The organism is Candidatus Enterococcus moelleringii (genome assembly GCF_017377575.1).
GTDB lineage: Bacteria > Bacillota > Bacilli > Lactobacillales > Enterococcaceae > Enterococcus_A > Enterococcus_A moelleringii.
The window spans coordinates 138,833-158,186 of sequence record NZ_JAFREM010000033.1; the positions used below are offsets into that span (position 1 = coordinate 138,833).

A 19,354-nucleotide genomic window follows, 5' to 3' on the forward strand; every position below is an offset into this window, starting at 1 on the left:
AGCGAGGAGAGAATTGAATGAAAAAATTATTAGCAACTTTATTTGTATCTAGCATTTTATTAGCCGGTTGCGGTTCGGGCGGCGGCACTAGCGAATCATCAAGCGGCGGTTCAGCTTCAGGAAGCGGAACAGAAATCACGGCTGTAGGTTCAACAGCTTTACAACCTTTAGTGGATGCGGCCCAAGAAAGCTTTGTTCAGGAAAATCCTGAAGTGCAGATTTCCGTCCAAGGGGGCGGCAGCGGTACTGGTTTAAGCCAAGTATCCGAAGGCGCGGTTGAAATCGGCAACTCAGATGTATTCGCCGAAGAAAAAGACGGGATCGATGCCGAGAAATTAGTCGATCATCGCGTAGCGGTTGTCGGATTTGCGCCAGTTGTTAACAAAGATGTGAGTGTGAAGGACATTACTAAACAAGAATTAGTGGATATTTTCACGGGTAAAATTACCAACTGGAAGGAAGTTGGCGGTGAAGATCAAGAGATCGCAGTAGTCAACCGGGCCAGCGGCAGCGGCACTCGGGCAACCTTTGAAAAATGGGGCTTGGACGGTGCTGAATCGATTCAATCACAGGAACAGGATTCTTCTGGTACAGTGAAGAAAATTGTGGCCGAAACACCAGGAGCTATCAGCTACTTGGCCTTGTCTTACTTGGATGACAGCCTGCAAGCGTTGAAATTAGACGGGGTTGAAGCCAATGAAGAAACTATTTCTACCAACGAATGGCCAATCTGGTCTTACGAGCATATGTACACTAACGGCGAGCCAGAAGGCAAGCTCGCGGAATTCTTGGAATACATGGTTTCGGATGATGTTCAAGAAGGGCCAGTGAAAGAATTAGGTTACTTGCCAATCACTTCAATGGAAATTGAGCGGGATGCTGATGGGAACGTGAAATAAGTAAGAAAAGACTTCGTATCGTAATTTTGCCGATACGAAGTCTTATTTTTATTATATTGGCAGTTTAACCGTAAAGGTGGAGCCTAAGCGCGGTCGGCTTTCCACCGTGACGTCGCCGCCTAAAATTTGGCTGTATTCCCGCACGATGGCAAGGCCGAGGCCAGTGCCGCCAGAATTTCGGGTACGGGCGCGATCCACGCGGTAAAAGCGTTCGAAAATTCTTTCCTGATCTTCCTTAGAGATTCCAATGCCCACATCGGTTACAGATAGGGTTAATTCCTTATCCAGCTGGTAATCGATGGTGATGGTTCCTTGATCGGGAGAATATTGAATCGCATTTTCGATCAAATTCTTGATAATCGGCTGGAAGAAGACCAGTCGAGTCAGAAAGAAACTGTTTTCCGGTCCGTGAATCTTGACGTCGATTTCTTTTTTGTCTAACAAATGCTGATACATTTCCACCTGCTGATGCAGAAATTCCGACAGTTCAATCGTCTGAAGCTCTTCTGGCACGTGATCGCTGTCTTTGGACAATTCGATAATGTCTTGAATCAAACGCTGCAGGCGATGAGCATCCTTTTGCATAATCATCAAAAATTCGGTCGTTAATTCCGGATCATCCTTAGCACCATCTAAAAGGGTTTCGGTAAAACCAATTAAGGAGGTGACCGGTGTTTTTAATTCGTGGGAAACATTGCCGACGAAATCCCGTTGAATTTTTTCCAAATGGCGAACGTGGGTCAAATCGTAGACGGTTCCCATGACTTGATCGCCAGTCGCCGTATTTTCTAAATAACGTAAACGGATATCTAGATCCCGTTTTTCTGGCTGTTTCAATACTATTTCCTGATGGACTTGATCTTTTTCCACCATGATTTGCTGAATCAGTTGGATCAACTTGTGGTCCTCGATGACTTCCCAATAGTGGTGCTGATCGGCCGCACCCACCTGGAGAATTTCCTCCATCATGGGATTGATCATAAAGAATTTTCCTTCATCATCAATAATGAAGACCCCGATCATCAACTCGTGGAAAAGGGTTTTGAACTGTTCTTCGGTAGCGTTGAAGGCGGCATAGGTTTCATTTAATTGTTCGCTCAGCTGATTGATGGTGACGTACAGCTCCTGCCAGCTGCTGGAGTTCTGCACGACGTAATTGCTTTTCTCAGGTTCAGCTACCATTCGCTTCAAAACCGGCAGGACAGTCTCTAAGGGCCGATTCCGTTGATAGATCAAATAAGCGATACTGCCATACAAAATCAGGTAGAAAAGAAACAGCACAACGAACATGGAACGGCGAAAGCTCATGGTTTTCGGCGCAAAGGCGTCGGTTTCTTTGGCAATCCGCAGCACCCCAATCAGTTGGGTTCCTTGTTGAATCGGCTGAGCCGTGTAAAGCAGTTCCTCTTTTAATGTGTCGCTGTAACGGACAGAGGTGCCGACCGAATTGCTGTCCAGGACCGTTTTGACTTCTGGTCGACTGTCACGGCTGCCGGTTAAATGGGGATAAACTGAATCATAAAGGATCGCCCCTTTGTCATCCAGCAGTGTAACCCGCTCGTCCAGCTCACCGCCAAATTGGTGCATCATGGCTAAATTGCTTTCCGAGCCTAAGTCAGTCAAGTCCAGCTGACTTAACAACAGCCGGCCGTTATTGGTGAGAAATTCTTCCTGTTGGTTGATTAGCTCTTTATTATAGAAGTAATCGGTCAAACGCCACGTACCAAAAAACAATCCGGCAATTAGTACAAACAACAAGAGGTAATCGAATTTCGGCTTTCTCATTGGTTCGGTACCTGGAACTTATAGCCAAACCCGCGAACGGTTAGTAAATACTTCGGATGTTTGGGATCGACTTCGATTTTTTCACGTAAATGGGAGACATGAACATCCACGATCCGGCTTTGAACCGAAAAGTCATAATGCCAAATACGGTCCAGCAGCGTATCTCGATCAATCACCCGATCCTTGCGCTTCATGAAATAAACCAGCAGTTCAAATTCCTTCGGCGTCAATTCAATTGCTTTGCCCCGAACGGAAACCTGATAATTAGTTAGATCAGCCACAATCTCACCAGTGGTCAAAATTTCATGCACAGATTCTTCCTTACGAGGTTCAATCCGGCGGAAGATCGCCTTCATGCGGGCCAATACTTCTCGGGGAGAAAAAGGCTTAGTCAAATAATCATCGGCGCCGATTTCCAAGCCTAAAATCCGATCAATAGCATCGTCTTTGGCCGTCAGCATTAAAATCGGTGTATCGACTTTTTCCTGGCGCAGTTTTTTTGCGACATCTAGTCCATCCATTGACGGCAGCATCACATCCAATATAATAAAATCGTAGGAATCGCTTAATGCTAATTCATACCCCTCTTTGCCATCGGCTGCTGAGGTCACAGCGTAACCTTCTTTTTCTAAATTAAAAGTCAATAATGTAACAATTGATGGCTCATCATCTACAACGAGTACTCGCTTCATAAGCTTCTCCTTTTATTCGTAATTAACTAGCTAGTTGGACTATTTCCAACTATAATTAAATGGTATAATGGGAAAGCAGTTTTGTCACTTATTTTTTGCTAAGAAATGGAGAGAATTGCATGTTAGGGGTTAGTGCATGTTTAGCTGGTGTCCGTTGTCGTTACGATGGAGACCATAATCAAGATGATTCATTAAGGAAATTAGTGAGTGAAGGAAAAGCTATCATGATTTGTCCGGAGATTTTGGGCGGACTGCCAACACCACGTACACCAGCCGAAATTGTCGGGGGCGATGGTTTTGATGTGTGGGATGGCCTGGCCGATGTGATTGATAAGTCTGGAAACGATGTGACGGATATGTTTAAGGTTGGGGCAATCAAGGCCTATAAAGAATTGGAAAGATTAGATGTGACCCACTTAATCTTAAAAGAACGAAGCCCTTCTTGCGGCAGTCAACTGATTTACGACGGGACCTTTTCCGGAATACGAAGGATGGGTGTCGGAGTGGCTTCCGCCTATTTCATGAAAAAGGGCATCCGAGTGTTGTCTGAAGAAAACTGGGTCGGCGAGGTGGAATTTTATGGAGATTGAAAAAACGAACCGCATGAACGCACTGTTTGAATTTTATGCGACCCTGTTAACTGAAAAGCAAATGAACTATATGGAGCTGTATTATGCCGATGATTTTTCTTTAGGAGAAATTGCGGAAGAATATCAGGTGAGTCGTCAGGCAGTTTATGATAATATAAAGCGAACCGAAAAAATCTTGGAGGAATATGAACGGAAGCTGCACATGGTTTCTGATTATATTGTCCGGGAACAGCAATTAGACAAACTGGAAAACTACGTCAAGGAACACTATCCAAAAGATGAGATGCTTGCTGCAATGACAAAAGAGCTGCAGGATTTGGACGAATAGGAAAGGAACGAAGAGAAAACCATGGCATTTGAAAGCTTAACTGAACGCCTCCAGGCGGCAATGAGTAAATTACGCAGAAAAGGAAAAATTACCGAAGCGGATGTAACGGAAATGATGCGGGAAATCCGCTTAGCGTTACTAGAAGCCGATGTAAACTTGCAAGTGGTGAAGCAATTCACTAAACAGGTTCGGGAACGGGCATTGGGAGTAGAGGTCTTAGACAGTCTGTCACCTGCCCAACAAATCGTTAAAATCGTTGACGAAGAACTGACCAAAACATTAGGTTCGGAAACTGTCGGCATTGAAAAATCACCAAAAATTCCAACCGTTATAATGATGGCTGGTTTGCAAGGGGCAGGTAAAACCACCTTTGCCGGTAAATTAGCCAATCACTTAATCAAAACTGAAAAGGCTCGTCCATTGATGATCGCCGGCGATATTTATCGTCCAGCAGCGATTGACCAATTAAAAGTTCTTGGTCAGCAATTGGATGTTCCAGTCTTTGACATGGGTACAGATGTAAGTCCCGTTGAGATCGTTCGTCAAGGGATGGAAGTGGCCCGCGAAAAGAAAAACGACTATGTCTTAATCGATACCGCCGGCCGTTTACATATTGACGAAGAGCTGATGGGTGAGCTGTCACAAATTAAAGAGATCGCTCAACCAAATGAAATTCTGTTAGTTGTGGATGCCATGACGGGTCAAGATGCGGTCAATGTAGCGCAAAGCTTCAATGAACAGCTGGGTATTACCGGAGTGATCATCACTAAACTGGATGGGGATACTCGTGGTGGTGCGGCGCTGTCGATTCGCCAAGTAACCGGCGCACCGATTAAATTTGTCGGTACTGGTGAAAAATTAACCGACCTGGAAGTATTCCATCCAGACCGGATGTCCAGCCGAATTCTCGGCATGGGGGACATGCTGACCTTGATCGAAAAGGCGCAGCAGGATTACGATGAGCAAAAGGCTGAAGAGTTGGCTCGCAAAATGAAAGAAAATTCTTTTGACTTCAACGACTTTATCGAACAGCTGGATCAAGTAATGGGCATGGGTCCATTGGAAGATTTGCTGAAGATGATTCCTGGTATGAGCCAAGTACCCGGTATTGAAAACGTCAAGGTTGATCCAAAAGACGTTGCCCGCAAAAAAGCGATGGTCTTCTCTATGACACCGGCTGAACGGGAAGATCCTGATTTGTTAAACCCAAGTCGTCGTCGTCGGATTGCGGCGGGTTCTGGTAACTCAGTAGTAGAAGTCAACCGAATGATCAAGCAGTTTAAAGAATCCCGCAAAATGATGCAGCAAATGAGCAAAGGATCAATGCCGGCTGGTATGGATCAAATGTTCGGCAACGGCGTTAAAGGGAAAATGGGCAAGATGGCCATGAAGCAGATGATGAAGAAAACCGGTAAAAAGAAGAAGAAAAAGAAGAAAAGATAAAAAGCAGGTCACAAAAAAACAGCGTTGCGAGTAGATACATGACTCGCAACGCTGTTCTTTTTGTTATTACAAGATCATGTTGTAAATCATAATGAAGAGGATAAATCCTAAGCAGAGGATAAAAAGAATAGTGCCTAAAATGGTTAGGAAGCGATCTAATTTTGTTTCGGAAAAAATTCGTCGTAACAATTGATAGATCAATAAACCAGTAATTCCTCCAGCGGTATTTACAAGTAAGTCGGTTATGTCCGTTGCACCCACACCTAGGATAAATTGCAGAACTTCGATCGTTAAACTAAAGCCTGCGATCAAGAAACATTTGCTTAAAAAGGAGCGGTTCTTTACGGCAATTCCCAGCAGTCCGCCAAAGGGAAGAAAAACCACAAAGTTGTAGAAAATTTCCGTCAAACTAATTTTGCCGTTAACAATAGCGGAGGCTTGGAAGGGGATCAAATTAATACTGCGTCCATTGTTAAGAATCCCTTGTAAATCTGACCATGAGAAGGCGAGTTTAAAAAGCAAAATCCAAACTAAAACCAGCAAATAAACAACTAGCAGGATACGTCCGCTTTTTTGAGTTTTCACGTCTGTCACCTCCAGTTATAAAAAGCGCAGGAAAAACCACCAATTGTACAAGAAGAACACGCTGGCTAAGCTAAGAAAAATGTAGGCCGCGGCTTCGTTTTTGCCTAATGCTTGGATGTCTTTGCTGCTTTTTTTCGCGAATTTCTGCCATAGCTGCCAAACTAGAAAGCCTAAAAAGGCGCCTAGCGTATTCATCAGCAGATCATCAATATCCGAAACGCGCCGATTAAACACCTGTAAAATTTCAATCGTAAAGGAAAAGCTGGCAGCTAACCCGACCACCGGCAGAAAGCGGCGAAATCTTTGCCAAATATAAGGCAGCAAGAAGCCTAGTGGCATAAACATAAAGGCGTTCAGTATACGGGTAAGCAGTCCGCCCGCTACAAAGGGAATCAAGTTGATTTCTTCTGGGCGGATGGTTTCGGGATAACGTAGAAAGTCCCAAAAAGTGCCGACACCGGTCGTTTCAATGACGAGATAGAGATAAAGAATAAATAAAAAACGCCAGATCATACTAGAAAGTGGAACCGTTTCTCGCTGCTGGTCCTTCCTTAAAAAGTACCATTGAAAAATTAAGCATGGCAGAAAGACACAGAGTGGCAAGTAAAGATTGAATAATAGATTTATGATCATGAGATTTCACCTCTTCGCCGCTTATTGTTTACTGAGGATGGCGGTTTTTCGTTGCTGCAGTTTTCTTTTGATATCGGAAAAGAAGACTAAAGTAAAACTTAGAAGTCCTAAGACTGCAAGAATGATTAATGAACTGTTAATTGGGTCCCAAATTGAAACGGGTTCACCGATAAAGTGATTCATGTAGTAATTATGCCAAGGGCTGAAAAGAGTAGTCCCCAAAATAGCCGAACTAAAGAGGGTCATGAAAATCCAAACCGGCCAGCGGGATTCTTTATTCAGTAAATAGCTGCCGTCATTTTCTAAACTAATGGTCTGATACTTGCGATAACTCCAAAAAAGCAGGAGGCCGCTGGCTAAACAAATCAGCAGGCTGATCCACCAATAGCCGCCATTTTTTCCAATGAAAGTAATAAATAAATTGTGGGAAACAGATGGTGCGTTCCCATTTCTTAAGGTGATGATATCTAAAACCGTATAAATGGTGTCAGGGATTGATAACATAAGGAGCCAAAAAACAAACCAAGTTAGCGGACCGAACACAATGTTACCGACCATTGATCCCACAAAGGCGCTGGCACTAAACAGCCCAACCATCGTGAAGAAGTAACTAATGACCGAAGCAAACAGCTGCCCCAGTGTGGCATTCATATAAGGTGCCGGGATCAAAGAATGGATCAAGAGAGCATACAGACCTTGTCCAACTAATACGGACAGCAGGATTGGTACGCCCAGATACAACAGCTTTTTACCAAATATTTCCTTGCGAGAAATCGGCAGGGAAAACAGAAAGTGATTAAAACCCGTTTTGGCATCAACGAAAAAGAGTAAAAAGCCGATTAATGGAACCAGTAAAAATAGAAAAGGGAAGTTGCTGGTATTGTCGGCAGTGTAATTCTCCTTCTGATCGTAATCGGTGGCTTCCGGCAAATTTGCTGGATTATACTGATCAGAAGTTGGTCTATAAAAGTATAGGTTGGCATTTACAAACTCTTCATAGCTATCATAAGCTTTATTGGTTTGGGAAGAAGGATCAAAATAGGTATATTGATCGCGATACTCTGCAACATTCTGTTTGAACTCTCTATTTTCTGTATATTGTGTATGCATCGAATGCCAATGATCACTTTGGAGTTTCGCATTCAGCAGACAAATGCCGATAATGACTAAACACAAAGCAATCAATGGTTTTTTGTAGCGTTCTAAATAAATGGCTTTAAGCATTGGATAAACTCCCTTCTACAATAGTTTCCGTTTTGGTTTTAAATTGGCTTCAAACAAATCCTCCAGTGATAGAGGCAGTTCTTCGAAGACTAATGGATCATGGCTTTTGATTTCAGCGGCTAATTCTGGCGTGAAGTTTTCAAACACGGCGGTAATCACGCGGCCTTGGAAATCGATCAGCTTGGAATTTTCTTTGACAACGGCTGGAATCTTTTTGGTTTTGAAGACCAGCTGCATTTTCTTGGCGGTTTCCCGCATATCTTCTAAACGGTAGTCTTTGGTAATCGTCTGTCCTTTTAACAAAAGGGCGCGATCAATCAAGCTTTCCAACTCATTCAAATTATGAGAAGCGATCAGAGCCGTGCGGTTATTTTCGCTTAAATGCTCCAGCAATAGACCGATGACCTGTTTGCGAACAATTACGTCCAAGCCATCAAAGGGCTCGTCCAGCAGGAGATAAGTCGCATTGGAGCAAATCGCTAAAATCATTTGGAACAAACCTTGCATTCCTTTGGATAATTGCCGATAGCTGGCATGTAAGGACAATTCGTGCTGCTGGATCAATTGCAGGAAAAGATCCTGATCAAAGGCCGAATAGCTGGCCCGATAAAAAGCATTGATCTTTTTTAGTGAATAGCCCCGCAGGAAGTTTTCTTTTTCGTCGATAAAGAAAATCTGCTCTTTTAAGCCCGGTGTTTGATAAATCGACTGCTGATTGATTTGAATGTCGCCGGCATCCGGCAGGTATTGTCCAGCGATGATCCGAAACAAACTAGTCTTACCAGAGCCGTTGCGGCCGACTAAGCCGACTAATTCACTTTCGGCTAGCTGAAACGATATATTTTCTAAAACGGGTTGTTGGTTAATTGTTTTGCTTAATCCTTCTACGATCATTCTCCATGACCTCCTAACTTTTCTTCCGATGCCTGTACCCAGTCGATGATTTCCTGTGAGGTGACCTGCAAATGACGGGCTTCAACCACTAAATCGTCGAATTGTTCCCGCAGCTGCTGAATCCGCATTTCATTGCGGGGCAGGGTGCCGCTGTCGCGAACAAAAGTGCCTTTGCCTTTGACCGTAACTAGGACTTGTTCAGCCTCCAGCACCTTGTAGGCTTTACTGACGGTGTTGGGATTCATCAACAGCTGCTTGGCCATCTCCCGTACGGAGGGAATCCGGTCGCCTGGCTGCAGGATGCCTTGGAGAATATCTTCCTTGATTCCTAGAACCAGCTGTTCATAATAAGCCTTATTCCCGCTTTTATTAATAGTAACCATAGGGCGCCTCCTTTCACTGTCTTTATGTGTACTAGTATACGTAGTACACTTTGTAAATGCAATCTTTTTTAAGAAATTTTTGGTACAATGAAGCCAACGAGGTGAGAACTATGGAACGATGTGCATGGGCACAAGACAATGAAAAAATGAAAATTTACCACGATACAGTGTGGGGAGTTCCGGAATACGACGATCAACGGTTGTTTCGCAAGTTAGTGTTGGATATGAATCAGGCCGGCTTAAGCTGGCAAACAATTTTGAATAAGTCGGAGAATTTTGACCGAGCCTATGAAGGGTTTGATATTAAAAAGGTGGCAGCTTTTGATCAGCAGAAGATAGAAGAGCTGATGCAGGATGAAGGAATTATCCGCTATCGCCGCAAAATTGAGGCAGCAGTCAGCAATGCTCAGCTGGTGTTAAAAATTCAAGAAGAGGTGGGCAGCTTTTCGGAGTATTTGTGGAGCTTTGTTGATGGTACACCAGTAGATGGTCAACGTAAAACTGCGGAAGAAATTCCTGCCACCAACGAGCTGTCGGATGCCTTAGCTAAGGATTTGAAAAAGCGGGGCTTTAAATTTGTTGGCAGCACCACGATTTATGCTTTTATGCAGGCCGTGGGGATGCTGAATGATCATGAGCTGACCTGTTTTCGCCATGATGAGGTGAAAGAGGTTTAGATTTAGTCGTAAAAATAATGTCCACTTCACCGAAATTGCCTAGAGCTTTCGGTGAAGTGGACATTTTTTAGTTTGGAAATGTTTGTCTGTAAGCTTCACGATACTTTTTGGGTGTCTGGTGATAGTAAGCTGTAAAATAGCGGCGAAATTGTTTGGTGTCATTAAAACCCACAGCTTCAGAGATCTGATTCAAAGGTAAGTCGGTGCTGAGCATTAGACCGCGAGCGCTAGTACAGCGCAGGCGAGTGACTAATTCGGTGACGCTTAGGTGAAAATTGTTTGTCACTAATTGAGTGACCCGTTTCGGGGTGATGGACAAAGCTTTAGCAATCTTTTCAATCGTTATAGGTTGGCGGTAATTTTCGTAAATGTACATATAAATATCGTAACTATCATCCTCCACCCAGGTGCCATACTGAGGAAAAAATGAATTCCGGTAAGCTTGCGGTGTTTGCTGGTGAACCTTTTTAAATTCTCGATAGAAGTAGGCATCGCTTTGAAAACCAACGATGCGGCCAATTTGATTGACGGACAAGGCATTGAATTCTAATAAAGCGGTAGCATTAATGATCCGCACGCGATTTAGGTTTTGGGCAAAGCTGAGTTTGGTCAGCTGCTTAAGCTGGAGTGAAACATCAGCTGGTTTGAGTTGGAATTCAGATGCTAGGTCTTCAATGGTCAAATTTTTTTGATGATGGAAATGCAAATATTGCAGCAATTGCCAAGGCGAATTCATCGGGGCTTGCTTTTTTTCTTCCCGACGAACAAGACTGGTTAAAAAGAGATAAACGACCGAAGTGATCGCCGACAGGATGCGCAAATCATTGGCCCAAGGCAAAGCGTCAGCTTGTTGATTAAGTAGTTTTTTACAAAGCTGATCCATTTCAATTTGCTCTTCCGGCAGTAAAGAGACCAGGGGAATATCGCGATCCAATTCGCTTAGACTTTCGTGATAGGTAGATTTACTGGTATTTGACAACAGTAATAAGCCGATAGAAAACTGGCATTGGTAATAACTAAAGCCAACTTGAGAAATCGGCTTTAGCTTGAAAATATGATAGGACATCACCAGGATGAGCTGGCCTTTTTTGAAGGAGATGGTTTGTCCATTAATTTCTAGAATCGCTTCTCCGGCGGTGGCGTACATAAAAAGTACATTGTCATGGCTGCTGGGAGGAGTTTCCTGCTCCAGCTGAAAGAATTCAATCACAACTTCATCGCTTTTCAGATTTTCCCGGTAATAGTCAACGCTGGTGTAGGGGATTAACTCATTTGTGTAGTCCATGGTGAGCTCCTTTTCTTTAGCTGTTAAGCTTAGTATAACCCATAAACAATGAAGTGTTAGTGTTTTGTCAGAAAATGCCCTTTCTATCTATTGGAAACGCTTATATAATGTGAGTATAATCACAAATAGGAAATGGGGAAAACACCATGAAGAAAATTTTTATTTTAGGTGGTACAGGATTTTTAGGCTATTACACCATGAAGGAAGCCTTGAAAAGAGGCTATGCAGTTAAGACAATGGCGCTGCCGCCGCTGCCAGCAGAAGGAATCATGCCAGCCGAAGTGGATTGCCAATTAGGAGACTTTTTCGCCCTGACCGATGATGAAATGATCGCAGAATTAAACGAGTGTTATGCCTTTATCTATGCGGCAGGTGCTGATGAACGGGCGCTTCCGGCTAGTCCAGCGCTGAAATTTTTCTATGAAGCCAATGTTTTGCCGACGCAACGGGCAGCACGTTTAGCTAAAGAAGCCGGCGTGGAGAAATTTGTGGTGTTTGGTTCGTATTTTGCTGAATTCGCTGAACGGCTGCCGGAATTTGAACTGCGTAAACAAGCTTATCCTAATACTCGGCTTTTACAAGAACAGGTGGCTTTTGCGGAAGGTGAAGGGGCGATGGACGTGACCAGCTTGCGCTTGCCGTATATTTTTGGCACGATGCCTGGGCGGACGCCGTTATGGAAAATGTTTATGGATCAAATCAAGGGCCAAGCGGTTTATCCCACTTTAGCCGGTGGAACGGCGATGGTTACGGTGCAGCAAGTGGCCCAAGCCGCTTTGGGGGCTGTTGAAAATGGCACCCATCGGACTTCCTATGCGATTAGCGGCATCAACATGAAATACCGCGATTTTTATCAACTAATGGTGGAGGCGTTAGGTCAAACGGAGACCACCCAGCTGCCAATTGTTGAGTTTGACAGTATGGTGGAGATCTATCGGCAAGTGGATCAGCAGGCGGCCGCAGAGGGTCTGGAGCATGGGATCCATATTGAAGTCAGCTCTCGCATGCAAGTGGAGGATTTGTATATTGATCCGCAAGAAACGATGCCGGTCTTAGGTTATCAAGAAGATGATGTGGTGGCCTCAATTAAAGAAACGTTAAAGGCTTGTCTATAATACAAGCAATAAAAAAGGGCATTGATCACTTGATCAATGCCTAAAATTGTTCATAAATACGTTTGTCGTGGTAATCGTCAATCACACCGGCTAAGACACCGCTTTGCAGCAGCATTTTATTGTTGCCGTCAGTGGAGACGCCCCAAATGGCACCGACTTTGGCGCTAAAGGCCGAGCGGATGCCGGAAACGGAGTCTTCAAAAACGATCACTTCTTCTGGCGGGCACTGGATGTTTTTCGCCGCCAGCAGATAGAAGTCAGGCGCCGGCTTGCTTGGTACATCGCCGTCATTATAAACCACTTTGTCATAGTCGAACCAGCGGTCTAATTTGAAAAAGTCAAAATAGAAATCCACGTTGTTTTTCATGGATGCAGTAGCAATAGTAATCGGAATCTTGCGTTCGGTTAAGAAGTCCAAATATTCCTCGGCACCTTCCACTAGTTCGTTGCCGCTATCTAAGGCCACCACCATATCCCGATAAATTTTTTCTTTGCGTTCGGCCAGTTCGTCCGCCGTTTTTTTGTCTAGTTTTTTATTGAAAATATATTCTAAGGCTCCGTGGTTGTTTACGCCATGGACATGGTGCTCAAATTCCTGCTTGGTTAACACACGATCGGTTTCCTGAGAAATAAAGGTGTGCCAAGCTGTTTCATGGTAGGCTGAATCTCGAAATAATGTTCCATTAAAATCAAATACAACGCCCTGCATAGAAATCCCTCCTCAGTTACTTCTATTATACAAGAAAAAAGCCAGGTTACGAGAATTTCTCGCAATCTGGCTGAGGAAAAATTATTTAACTAATTTTTCAAAGAATTCAATATATTTATCAGTGATCATTTTGAAGAACTTCACTGTGTCGTCAACCACGTTGCCGTCGTTGTCGATTAAGTTCATTACGCCGCCGATATAAGCTTCTGGTTGTTGCAAAGTAGGAACATCCAAGAATACTAATGATTGACGCAAGTGGTGGTTAGCACCGAATCCGCCAGGGCCGCCAGGAGATGCTGTTACGACTAAACCAGGTTTGCCGCCCCAAACGCTGTCGCCCATTGGACGAGAGCCAACATCTAACGCATTTTTCAAAGCTGCTGGTACAGAACGATTGTATTCTGGTGTGAAGAAGTAAACACCTTCTACTTCTTTCATTTCGTTACGGAAACGAGTCCATTCGCTAGGAATACTTCCTTCAACGTCCAAGTCTTCATTGTAAAGTGGTAAATCATCGATTTTAATGAAAGCTGCTTCATAGCCTTCAGGTAATAGTTCCGCAAATTTTTTGGCAATAATCTTGTTGTATGAATCCTTACGCAAGCTGCCCACTAAGATACCGATTTTTTTTGTCATAAATAAATCCTCCTTTATTTGAGTACATATTTATCTTACAAAAAATAAGTAAATAAGACAAATGATACGACTCGGCACTTTTTTTACCCTGTAAAGAAAAAACTCTTTACAGGGTCGCAAAAGCGTGATAAACTACGTCTTGTGATTAATTAAATGGAGGTGTAATAATAAATGGCAGTTAAAATTCGCTTGAAACGTATGGGTTCTAAAAAGAAACCTTTTTACCGTATTGTTGTTGCTGATTCTCGTTCTCCTCGTGATGGACGTTTTATCGAAACTGTAGGTACTTACAATCCTTTGAAAGACCCTGCAGAAGTCGTGTTAAAAGAAGAAAATGTTTTAGACTGGTTACAAAAAGGTGCTCAACCTTCTGATACAGTTCGCAACATTCTTTCTAAAGAAGGAATCATGCAAAAACATCATGAAGCTAAATTCACTAAGAAATAAGGTGGACAACTATGCAAGATTTGTCAAAACTTGTGTTAACCATTGTTCATCCTTTGGTTACCAAACCAGATGAAGTGAAATTAGAAATCAACGAGTCGAAAGATTTCTTCGAGTACAACTTAACCGTTGCACCTGAAGATATCGGTCGCATTATTGGGAAGCAAGGACGAGTAGCTAAAGCGATTCGTACAATCGTGTACAGCGTTCGGACAGATGGACCCAAAAAAGTTCGTCTCAATATTGTAGATGGCAAATAATTTACAAAACACTCGTGTCTTAGGATTCGAGTGTTTTTTGTTTTTGTAGTACGATAGAAGAAACAAAGGAGGAATCCAACATGAAAAAATATCTCGTGTTAATTGGTGCATTATTGCTGCTGGCAGCTTGCGGCGGCGGTAATTCATCTTCTAATGAATCTTCAAGTACCCAAGAAAGCAGTGTCAGCTCATCCAGCAGCACCAGTCAGAGCAAGGATTCGGCTAGCAGTTCTACTAAGGAGTCTACGTCGCAATCGACGACTGCTTCAAGCAGCGCACCGGTAGATAATTCGGCCGACTCGCAGCTGCAACAAACTTATCCTAACGAGCAACTTCCAGCTGTCTCAGCAGTCGGTGCCGCACAAAACATTTCGATGGCGGTCCAAGAGCAAGACAACGGATTGATTGTTTCCTACTATAATACTGACAGTAAATTGCCGTTAAACGATCCGCAGCTGCAAAACCAGACGCCGATCGCTCAATTTCAAAAGACTACCTATGCAACAGCTGATGAAGCTCGCGATGCGGTCGCTCCATCTTTTGATGGCGATGGCCAGGCAACTGATTTAGGCTATGGCATTACCGGCTATCGTCAATCTGGTGCCGGCTCCAGCTTCTTAGAGTGGCAGGAGGGCAATTGGAATCTCGGTGTTCAAGCCAGCAATATCAACGGCGAAGATCCAGTGCCAACCGCGCAACAAGTCGTTGAATATTTAGAAACGGCCTTTTTACCAGTACCGCAGGATGTCGGACAAATTAGCTTATCGGCAGTTTCTGGCGGCTACGAAAGCAATGTGGTTGCCTGGCAAGTGGGCAACACCGTATATAAAATCATGCACACCGATGCATTAAGCAGCCTGCAAATGGCTGTTTCCATGAATCAATAAGAAAGAATGGGGAAAAAGCAGTGACTAATTATTATGAAGTGGGGAAAATTGTCAATACACACGGCATCCAAGGAGAAGTTCGCGTGATTTCACAAACCGATTTTCCAGAAGAACGTTACCAAGTAGGGGCAACCTTATATTTATTCCAAGAAGGCAAATCACCGTTGAAGCTGACGATTGCTAGTCATCGCCAACACAAGAATTTTGATTTACTGACCTTCGAAGGCTACTACAACATCAATATGGTAGAGCCTCTTCGCGACGGTATTTTGAAGGTTTCAGAATATCAAATGGGTGAATTGGAAGAAAACGAATATTACTACCATGAAATCATCGGTTTAACGGTGATTGATGAAAAAGACCGGGAGTTAGGCAAGATCACTGAAATTCTTGCTACCGGAGCCAACGATGTTTGGACTGTGAAACGCAAAAACAAAAAAGATGCCTTGATTCCATATATCGAATCGGTAGTAAAAGAAATTGATCTGGATGCCGGCAAGGTGTACGTGGAAGTTCCGGAAGGATTGTTGGACGATGCGGATTGATGTACTGACATTGTTTCCGCGGATGTTTGAAGGCCCGATGGGGGAATCCATCATCGGCAAAGCGGTGGAAAAGGATTTATTGGAGATCAATATCCACAATTTTCGCGATTACTCCGACAACAAGCATCAGCAGGTAGACGATTATCCTTATGGTGGCGGTGCTGGCATGCTGTTGAAGGTGCAACCGATTCACGATAGTTTAAAAGCGATTGAAGAAGAAACCGGTGAACAGCGCAAGCGGGTGATTTTGTTAGATCCTGCTGGCAAACCCTTTGATCAGAAGATGGCAGAGGAATTTGCCAACGAAGATCAGCTGGTATTCATCTGTGGACACTACGAAGGCTACGATGAGCGGATTCGCTCCATGGTTACCGACGAAGTATCCTTAGGGGACTATGTCCTGACAGGGGGCGAACTAGGGGCGATGGTGATGATCGATGCTACCGTGCGTTTATTGCCGGAAGTCTTGGGAAACCAAACTTCTGCTAAAACCGATTCCCATTCTACCGGCTTGCTGGAGCACCCGCAGTATACCCGGCCAGCAGAATTCAACGGCATGAAGGTACCAGAAGTCTTGATGAACGGCAACCATCGTTTAATCGAGGAATGGCAGTTGAAGGAATCCTTGCGGAGAACTTATCAGCGCCGTCCCGATATGTTGGCGAAGCTGGAATTAACCGATCAAATGAAAAAAATGCTGGACGAAATCAAAGCTGAAAACTAATCTAGAGATCAAATGACTAATCATATTTTTTTAGTCATTTGATCTTTTTTGCTAAAATTAAAGGAAAGAAGGTGCAAAAGGAGGAGGAATTGGTATGAAGGAGAGTTCAGTTCTAACCAATCAGGAATTATACGATAAAATTTATGACGGGATTTATCCGAAAAAGGAAAACATCATGATTTTGGTGTGCGCAATTGTAATCGCTTCAATCGGCCTAAACATGAACTCCCAGCCAGTCGTGATCGGTGCCATGCTGATATCGCCTATCATGGCGCCGGTTCAGGGCTTAGGTATGGGCTTGGCTACTTTTGATGCTCGGTTGACGGCGAAGGCCTTGAAGCTGTTGCTGCTGGAAGCGGGATTTGCGATTGTGGCTGCGGCCATTTATTTTCTATTGTCGCCGATTACTTATGCCAGCGCTGAAATTATTTCCCGCACCCAGCCGACGATTTGGGATGCGATTATTGCGGTTTTCGGGGGAGTAGCCGGAATGATCGGTGCCCGGCAAAAAGAACCCAACAACATTGTTCCCGGAGTGGCGATTGCGACTACCTTGATGCCGCCGTTGTGCGTGATGGGGTATGGTCTTTACGAACGCGATGCCAGCTTTTTCTTTGGAGCGGCTTATTTGTTTTTGGTAAATGTCTCCTTCATTATGATTACCGCCTTTATCGTGGTGCAGGTTTTGCAGGTGTCTAAGCGCAAAGTCGTCAATAAGGACGAGGAAAAGAAGCGGAAATATTTGATGATTGGGCTGGCCTTGCTGATTATGATTCCTAGTATTTACTCTGCTGGAACATTGGTGCGCAAGCAAGTCGCCCAACAAAATGCCCAAAGCTTTGTTTCCCAGGAATTTACACCATTTTATGTGCTGAAGCAGGAGGTGGACAGTGACAACCACGAGCTGGTGGTGGATACCATCGGCAGCGAGCTGTCAGAAGAGCAAGTGGCGCAATTACAGGCGGAAATGGCGAACTACAATTTAAATGACTATCAACTGGTTGTCAGGCAGGTGGCGGATAGTGATTCTTTAAGCTTGCAGGATATTGACCGCTATTTAGAAGAAAAGGCGCAGGAGACTCGAAGTATTTCTGATACTCGCCCTCTCAGCAGTGCCGCTGCTAACGAATCCATCAACCGCCAGCAGGAAATGATTAAGCGGGAGCTGTTTAGCGAATTCCCGAATCGAATTACCAGTATTACATTAAGAAACAGCGAAACAAGAGCTGGAGAGGAAACGGGAATTGTCGAGGTTACCCCAAGTGGGAACGTGACCGAAGAAGATCGGCAGGCGATTATGGAAGCAGCAGAGAAGCTGACGAAGGACGCTTCAGATATCACCGTAAATTTGACTGATTAACGCCAAACAAGCCCGAACTCTTGAAGTCACGGGCTTATTTCATGGAGTGAGTTACTCAACTGCTTCAATCGTTACGTTGCCAGAAAAAGCATCTAGAAATTCTTCGCCAGCCACGACTTCACCTAATTCGTATAAGCTGCCGTTAGCTGAGAAGCTGTCATAAAAGATAACTACGTCGCCCCACGGTTCGTAGTAAGCCAGGCAGCCGATTTTGTTAGCGGCTTTTGGCGTGTTGGCGGTATTTAGTTTTTCTGGTGGATAAAAGATTTTTTCATTGCTGCCAAATTCCTCTAGTTCCACCGTTAGCGGCAGCTGCTCGTACAATTCATTGGCTGCGGTGCTGTCGTTGAGCTGAAAGATCATAGCATCTGCTCCTGATTGAATCCTGATTTGACGTGCTTGTGTGGTTGATTCCATAGTAGTTTCCTCCTTCTGGTTTTCAGTTGAAGCAACTGAAGGGTTTTCTGAAGCTGTTTCTTCACTGCCGCAACCGACTAAAAAGACGATGGCCAAAAGCAAAGAAAGGGCTGTTAGTAATTTATTCATGTCTGCCTCCTTTAGTGATCTGTTTTTAGTCTAGCAGTTAATGTTCAGATTAAGTCAAGCAGCATTTTGCAGTAAAAAAGGAAGAAGCAGTGAAAACTTAAGAAAATATAGCAGGATGACAAGAAAATTGTCTTTACAGATAGATTTTGATTGTGCTACAATGTCTTGGTGAGTGAAAAGCTCTCAACTATTACGATGTTCCGCTGGGGCGCAGGCCTTAAGAATGTTTGGGAATAAGGAGAATGATAAAAATGAATCCATTGATTCAAGAACTAACACAAGACCAATTACGTACGGATATTCCAGCATTTCGTCCTGGGGACACTGTTCGCGTTCATGCGAAAGTTGTCGAAGGTACTCGCGAACGTATCCAGTTATTCGAAGGCGTAGTAATCAAACGTCGTGGAGCTGGCATCAGCGAAACTTATACAGTACGTAAAATCTCTAACGGTGTAGGCGTGGAACGTACATTCCCATTACACACACCACGTGTTGCTCAAATCGAAGTAGTTCGTTACGGTAAAGTACGTCGTGCAAAATTGTACTACCTACGCGCATTACACGGAAAAGCAGCTCGTATCAAAGAAATCCGTCGTTAATCATTATTATCGAATGGTACCAAAGCCCTTGGAAACAAGGGCTTTTTTCTTTGGGTACCGGTTATGTTTAATACTAATTGTTGTTTGTTAGAAAAGTATGATTCGAGCCGA

At 43.9% G+C, this 19,354-nt stretch carries 24 protein-coding genes; 13 read left to right on the forward strand and 11 right to left on the reverse strand.

The genetic code is table 11. The features are described 5' to 3' along the window. Positions 1–17: 17 nt before the first annotated feature. The gene (locus JZO70_RS20220) at positions 18–899 is read left to right on the forward strand and encodes a phosphate ABC transporter substrate-binding protein PstS family protein (protein ID WP_207675503.1); all 882 of its coding nucleotides are present in this window, start codon (positions 18–20) and stop codon (positions 897–899) included. A gap of 51 nt (positions 900–950) precedes the next feature. On the opposite strand, the gene JZO70_RS20225 is transcribed toward JZO70_RS20220, so the two are convergent. Together JZO70_RS20225 and JZO70_RS20230 are read right to left on the reverse strand one after the other, a co-directional pair. Beyond that, complete coding sequence (locus tag JZO70_RS20225; protein WP_207675504.1) at positions 951–2,684, reverse strand: sensor histidine kinase; 1,734 nt, start codon at positions 2,682–2,684, stop codon at positions 951–953. Further along, positions 2,681–3,376, reverse strand: a complete 696-nt coding sequence (locus JZO70_RS20230; RefSeq protein WP_207675505.1) for a response regulator transcription factor — start codon at positions 3,374–3,376, stop codon at positions 2,681–2,683. Before JZO70_RS20230 ends, JZO70_RS20225 begins: the two co-directional genes overlap by 4 nt. Before the next feature lie 119 nt (positions 3,377–3,495). Here JZO70_RS20230 and JZO70_RS20235 point away from each other — a divergent pair, with 119 nt between their 5' ends. Genes JZO70_RS20235 through ffh form a run of 3 tightly spaced genes read left to right on the forward strand, consistent with a single transcriptional unit; the run spans position 3,496 to position 5,737 of the window. After that, positions 3,496–3,966, forward strand: a complete 471-nt coding sequence (locus JZO70_RS20235) for a 2-thiouracil desulfurase family protein (RefSeq protein ID WP_207675506.1) — start codon at positions 3,496–3,498, stop codon at positions 3,964–3,966. Continuing rightward, positions 3,956–4,294 (forward strand): putative DNA-binding protein, encoded by a 339-nt coding sequence (locus tag JZO70_RS20240; RefSeq protein ID WP_207675507.1) that lies wholly within the window; start codon positions 3,956–3,958, stop codon positions 4,292–4,294. Before JZO70_RS20235 ends, JZO70_RS20240 begins: the two co-directional genes overlap by 11 nt. 21 nt (positions 4,295–4,315) lie before the next feature. Further along, the gene (gene ffh, locus JZO70_RS20245) at positions 4,316–5,737 is read left to right on the forward strand and encodes a signal recognition particle protein (RefSeq protein ID WP_207675508.1); all 1,422 of its coding nucleotides are present in this window, start codon (positions 4,316–4,318) and stop codon (positions 5,735–5,737) included. 66 nt (positions 5,738–5,803) lie between these two features. On the opposite strand, the gene JZO70_RS20250 is transcribed toward ffh, so the two are convergent. Genes JZO70_RS20250 through JZO70_RS20270 form a run of 5 tightly spaced genes read right to left on the reverse strand, consistent with a single transcriptional unit; the run spans position 5,804 to position 9,456 of the window. Next, on the reverse strand, positions 5,804–6,322 hold the full coding sequence (locus JZO70_RS20250; protein ID WP_207675509.1) for a VanZ family protein: 519 nt from the start codon (positions 6,320–6,322) through the stop codon (positions 5,804–5,806). Positions 6,323–6,337: 15 nt separating this feature from the next. Next, complete coding sequence (locus tag JZO70_RS20255; protein WP_207675510.1) at positions 6,338–6,955, reverse strand: VanZ family protein; 618 nt, start codon at positions 6,953–6,955, stop codon at positions 6,338–6,340. 21 nt (positions 6,956–6,976) lie between these two features. Next, positions 6,977–8,179, reverse strand: coding sequence for an ABC transporter permease (locus tag JZO70_RS20260; protein WP_207675511.1), 1,203 nt, complete (start codon positions 8,177–8,179; stop codon positions 6,977–6,979). Between the two features lie 15 nt (positions 8,180–8,194). After that, entirely contained in the window at positions 8,195–9,073 is an 879-nt protein-coding gene (locus JZO70_RS20265; protein WP_207675512.1) for an ATP-binding cassette domain-containing protein, read from the reverse strand. Further along, on the reverse strand, positions 9,070–9,456 hold the full coding sequence (locus tag JZO70_RS20270; RefSeq protein WP_207675513.1) for a GntR family transcriptional regulator: 387 nt from the start codon (positions 9,454–9,456) through the stop codon (positions 9,070–9,072). Before JZO70_RS20270 ends, JZO70_RS20265 begins: the two co-directional genes overlap by 4 nt. A 110-nt stretch (positions 9,457–9,566) precedes the next feature. On the opposite strand from JZO70_RS20270, the gene JZO70_RS20275 reads away from it, so the two are divergent. Further along, on the forward strand, positions 9,567–10,133 hold the full coding sequence (locus JZO70_RS20275; protein WP_207675514.1) for a DNA-3-methyladenine glycosylase I: 567 nt from the start codon (positions 9,567–9,569) through the stop codon (positions 10,131–10,133). 67 nt (positions 10,134–10,200) lie between these two features. Here JZO70_RS20275 and JZO70_RS20280 read toward each other — a convergent pair whose 3' ends face one another. Further along, positions 10,201–11,418, reverse strand: a complete 1,218-nt coding sequence (locus tag JZO70_RS20280; protein WP_207675515.1) for an AraC family transcriptional regulator — start codon at positions 11,416–11,418, stop codon at positions 10,201–10,203. Positions 11,419–11,564: 146 nt separating this feature from the next. Here JZO70_RS20280 and JZO70_RS20285 point away from each other — a divergent pair, with 146 nt between their 5' ends. Further along, entirely contained in the window at positions 11,565–12,533 is a 969-nt protein-coding gene (locus JZO70_RS20285; protein WP_207675516.1) for an NAD-dependent epimerase/dehydratase family protein, read from the forward strand. Between the two features lie 40 nt (positions 12,534–12,573). Here the strand turns inward: JZO70_RS20285 and JZO70_RS20290 are convergent, their stop codons facing one another. Together JZO70_RS20290 and JZO70_RS20295 are read right to left on the reverse strand one after the other, a co-directional pair. Next, positions 12,574–13,242, reverse strand: coding sequence for an HAD family hydrolase (locus JZO70_RS20290; protein WP_207675517.1), 669 nt, complete (start codon positions 13,240–13,242; stop codon positions 12,574–12,576). A gap of 81 nt (positions 13,243–13,323) precedes the next feature. Further along, positions 13,324–13,878 (reverse strand): NADPH-dependent FMN reductase, encoded by a 555-nt coding sequence (locus JZO70_RS20295; RefSeq protein ID WP_207675518.1) that lies wholly within the window; start codon positions 13,876–13,878, stop codon positions 13,324–13,326. 171 nt (positions 13,879–14,049) lie between these two features. On the opposite strand from JZO70_RS20295, the gene rpsP reads away from it, so the two are divergent. From rpsP to JZO70_RS20325, 6 genes are all read left to right on the forward strand, one after another. Then, positions 14,050–14,325 carry a 30S ribosomal protein S16 gene (gene rpsP / locus JZO70_RS20300; protein ID WP_207675519.1) on the forward strand — a complete coding sequence of 92 codons (276 nt, stop codon included), beginning with the start codon at positions 14,050–14,052 and terminating at the stop codon, positions 14,323–14,325. An 11-nt stretch (positions 14,326–14,336) separates the two neighbouring features. Next, positions 14,337–14,582, forward strand: coding sequence for a KH domain-containing protein (locus tag JZO70_RS20305; RefSeq protein WP_207675520.1), 246 nt, complete (start codon positions 14,337–14,339; stop codon positions 14,580–14,582). A gap of 80 nt (positions 14,583–14,662) precedes the next feature. Then, a complete protein-coding gene (locus JZO70_RS20310) occupies positions 14,663–15,469 on the forward strand; it encodes a hypothetical protein (RefSeq protein WP_207675521.1) in 807 nt (268 codons plus the stop codon). A 20-nt stretch (positions 15,470–15,489) separates the two neighbouring features. After that, on the forward strand, positions 15,490–16,014 hold the full coding sequence (rimM, locus tag JZO70_RS20315) for a ribosome maturation factor RimM (protein ID WP_207675522.1): 525 nt from the start codon (positions 15,490–15,492) through the stop codon (positions 16,012–16,014). After that, positions 16,004–16,738, forward strand: a complete 735-nt coding sequence (gene trmD / locus JZO70_RS20320) for a tRNA (guanosine(37)-N1)-methyltransferase TrmD (protein WP_207675523.1) — start codon at positions 16,004–16,006, stop codon at positions 16,736–16,738. The genes rimM and trmD overlap by 11 nt, the downstream gene beginning before the upstream one ends. Positions 16,739–16,832: 94 nt before the next feature. Then, positions 16,833–18,098 (forward strand): TIGR00341 family protein, encoded by a 1,266-nt coding sequence (locus tag JZO70_RS20325; RefSeq protein WP_207675524.1) that lies wholly within the window; start codon positions 16,833–16,835, stop codon positions 18,096–18,098. Between the two features lie 51 nt (positions 18,099–18,149). Here the strand turns inward: JZO70_RS20325 and JZO70_RS20330 are convergent, their stop codons facing one another. Then, complete coding sequence (locus JZO70_RS20330) at positions 18,150–18,644, reverse strand: cyclophilin-like fold protein (RefSeq protein ID WP_207675525.1); 495 nt, start codon at positions 18,642–18,644, stop codon at positions 18,150–18,152. A gap of 251 nt (positions 18,645–18,895) precedes the next feature. Between JZO70_RS20330 and rplS the strand changes: the two genes are divergently transcribed. Then, positions 18,896–19,243 (forward strand): 50S ribosomal protein L19, encoded by a 348-nt coding sequence (rplS, locus tag JZO70_RS20335; protein WP_207675526.1) that lies wholly within the window; start codon positions 18,896–18,898, stop codon positions 19,241–19,243. Positions 19,244–19,354 lie beyond the last annotated feature (111 nt).

What these genes read in the sequence shown, in the direction of transcription:
- JZO70_RS20280 (WP_207675515.1), bottom strand. Translation starts at nt 11,418, where the DNA reads ATGGACTACACAAATGAGTTAATCCCCTACACCAGCGTTGACTATTAC.
- JZO70_RS20225 (WP_207675504.1), bottom strand. Translation starts at nt 2,684, where the DNA reads ATGAGAAAGCCGAAATTCGATTACCTCTTGTTGTTTGTACTAATTGCC.
- JZO70_RS20270 (WP_207675513.1), bottom strand. Translation starts at nt 9,456, where the DNA reads ATGGTTACTATTAATAAAAGCGGGAATAAGGCTTATTATGAACAGCTG.
- JZO70_RS20230 (WP_207675505.1), bottom strand. Translation starts at nt 3,376, where the DNA reads ATGAAGCGAGTACTCGTTGTAGATGATGAGCCATCAATTGTTACATTA.
- trmD (WP_207675523.1), top strand. Translation starts at nt 16,004, where the DNA reads ATGCGGATTGATGTACTGACATTGTTTCCGCGGATGTTTGAAGGCCCG.
- JZO70_RS20325 (WP_207675524.1), top strand. Translation starts at nt 16,833, where the DNA reads ATGAAGGAGAGTTCAGTTCTAACCAATCAGGAATTATACGATAAAATT.
- JZO70_RS20290 (WP_207675517.1), bottom strand. Translation starts at nt 13,242, where the DNA reads ATGCAGGGCGTTGTATTTGATTTTAATGGAACATTATTTCGAGATTCA.
- JZO70_RS20295 (WP_207675518.1), bottom strand. Translation starts at nt 13,878, where the DNA reads ATGACAAAAAAAATCGGTATCTTAGTGGGCAGCTTGCGTAAGGATTCA.
- JZO70_RS20260 (WP_207675511.1), bottom strand. Translation starts at nt 8,179, where the DNA reads ATGCTTAAAGCCATTTATTTAGAACGCTACAAAAAACCATTGATTGCT.
- rplS (WP_207675526.1), top strand. Translation starts at nt 18,896, where the DNA reads ATGAATCCATTGATTCAAGAACTAACACAAGACCAATTACGTACGGAT.
- JZO70_RS20255 (WP_207675510.1), bottom strand. Translation starts at nt 6,955, where the DNA reads ATGATCATAAATCTATTATTCAATCTTTACTTGCCACTCTGTGTCTTT.
- JZO70_RS20235 (WP_207675506.1), top strand. Translation starts at nt 3,496, where the DNA reads ATGTTAGGGGTTAGTGCATGTTTAGCTGGTGTCCGTTGTCGTTACGAT.
- JZO70_RS20240 (WP_207675507.1), top strand. Translation starts at nt 3,956, where the DNA reads ATGGAGATTGAAAAAACGAACCGCATGAACGCACTGTTTGAATTTTAT.
- JZO70_RS20310 (WP_207675521.1), top strand. Translation starts at nt 14,663, where the DNA reads ATGAAAAAATATCTCGTGTTAATTGGTGCATTATTGCTGCTGGCAGCT.
- JZO70_RS20330 (WP_207675525.1), bottom strand. Translation starts at nt 18,644, where the DNA reads ATGAATAAATTACTAACAGCCCTTTCTTTGCTTTTGGCCATCGTCTTT.
- JZO70_RS20275 (WP_207675514.1), top strand. Translation starts at nt 9,567, where the DNA reads ATGGAACGATGTGCATGGGCACAAGACAATGAAAAAATGAAAATTTAC.
- JZO70_RS20220 (WP_207675503.1), top strand. Translation starts at nt 18, where the DNA reads ATGAAAAAATTATTAGCAACTTTATTTGTATCTAGCATTTTATTAGCC.
- JZO70_RS20305 (WP_207675520.1), top strand. Translation starts at nt 14,337, where the DNA reads ATGCAAGATTTGTCAAAACTTGTGTTAACCATTGTTCATCCTTTGGTT.
- ffh (WP_207675508.1), top strand. Translation starts at nt 4,316, where the DNA reads ATGGCATTTGAAAGCTTAACTGAACGCCTCCAGGCGGCAATGAGTAAA.
- rpsP (WP_207675519.1), top strand. Translation starts at nt 14,050, where the DNA reads ATGGCAGTTAAAATTCGCTTGAAACGTATGGGTTCTAAAAAGAAACCT.
- JZO70_RS20285 (WP_207675516.1), top strand. Translation starts at nt 11,565, where the DNA reads ATGAAGAAAATTTTTATTTTAGGTGGTACAGGATTTTTAGGCTATTAC.
- JZO70_RS20265 (WP_207675512.1), bottom strand. Translation starts at nt 9,073, where the DNA reads ATGATCGTAGAAGGATTAAGCAAAACAATTAACCAACAACCCGTTTTA.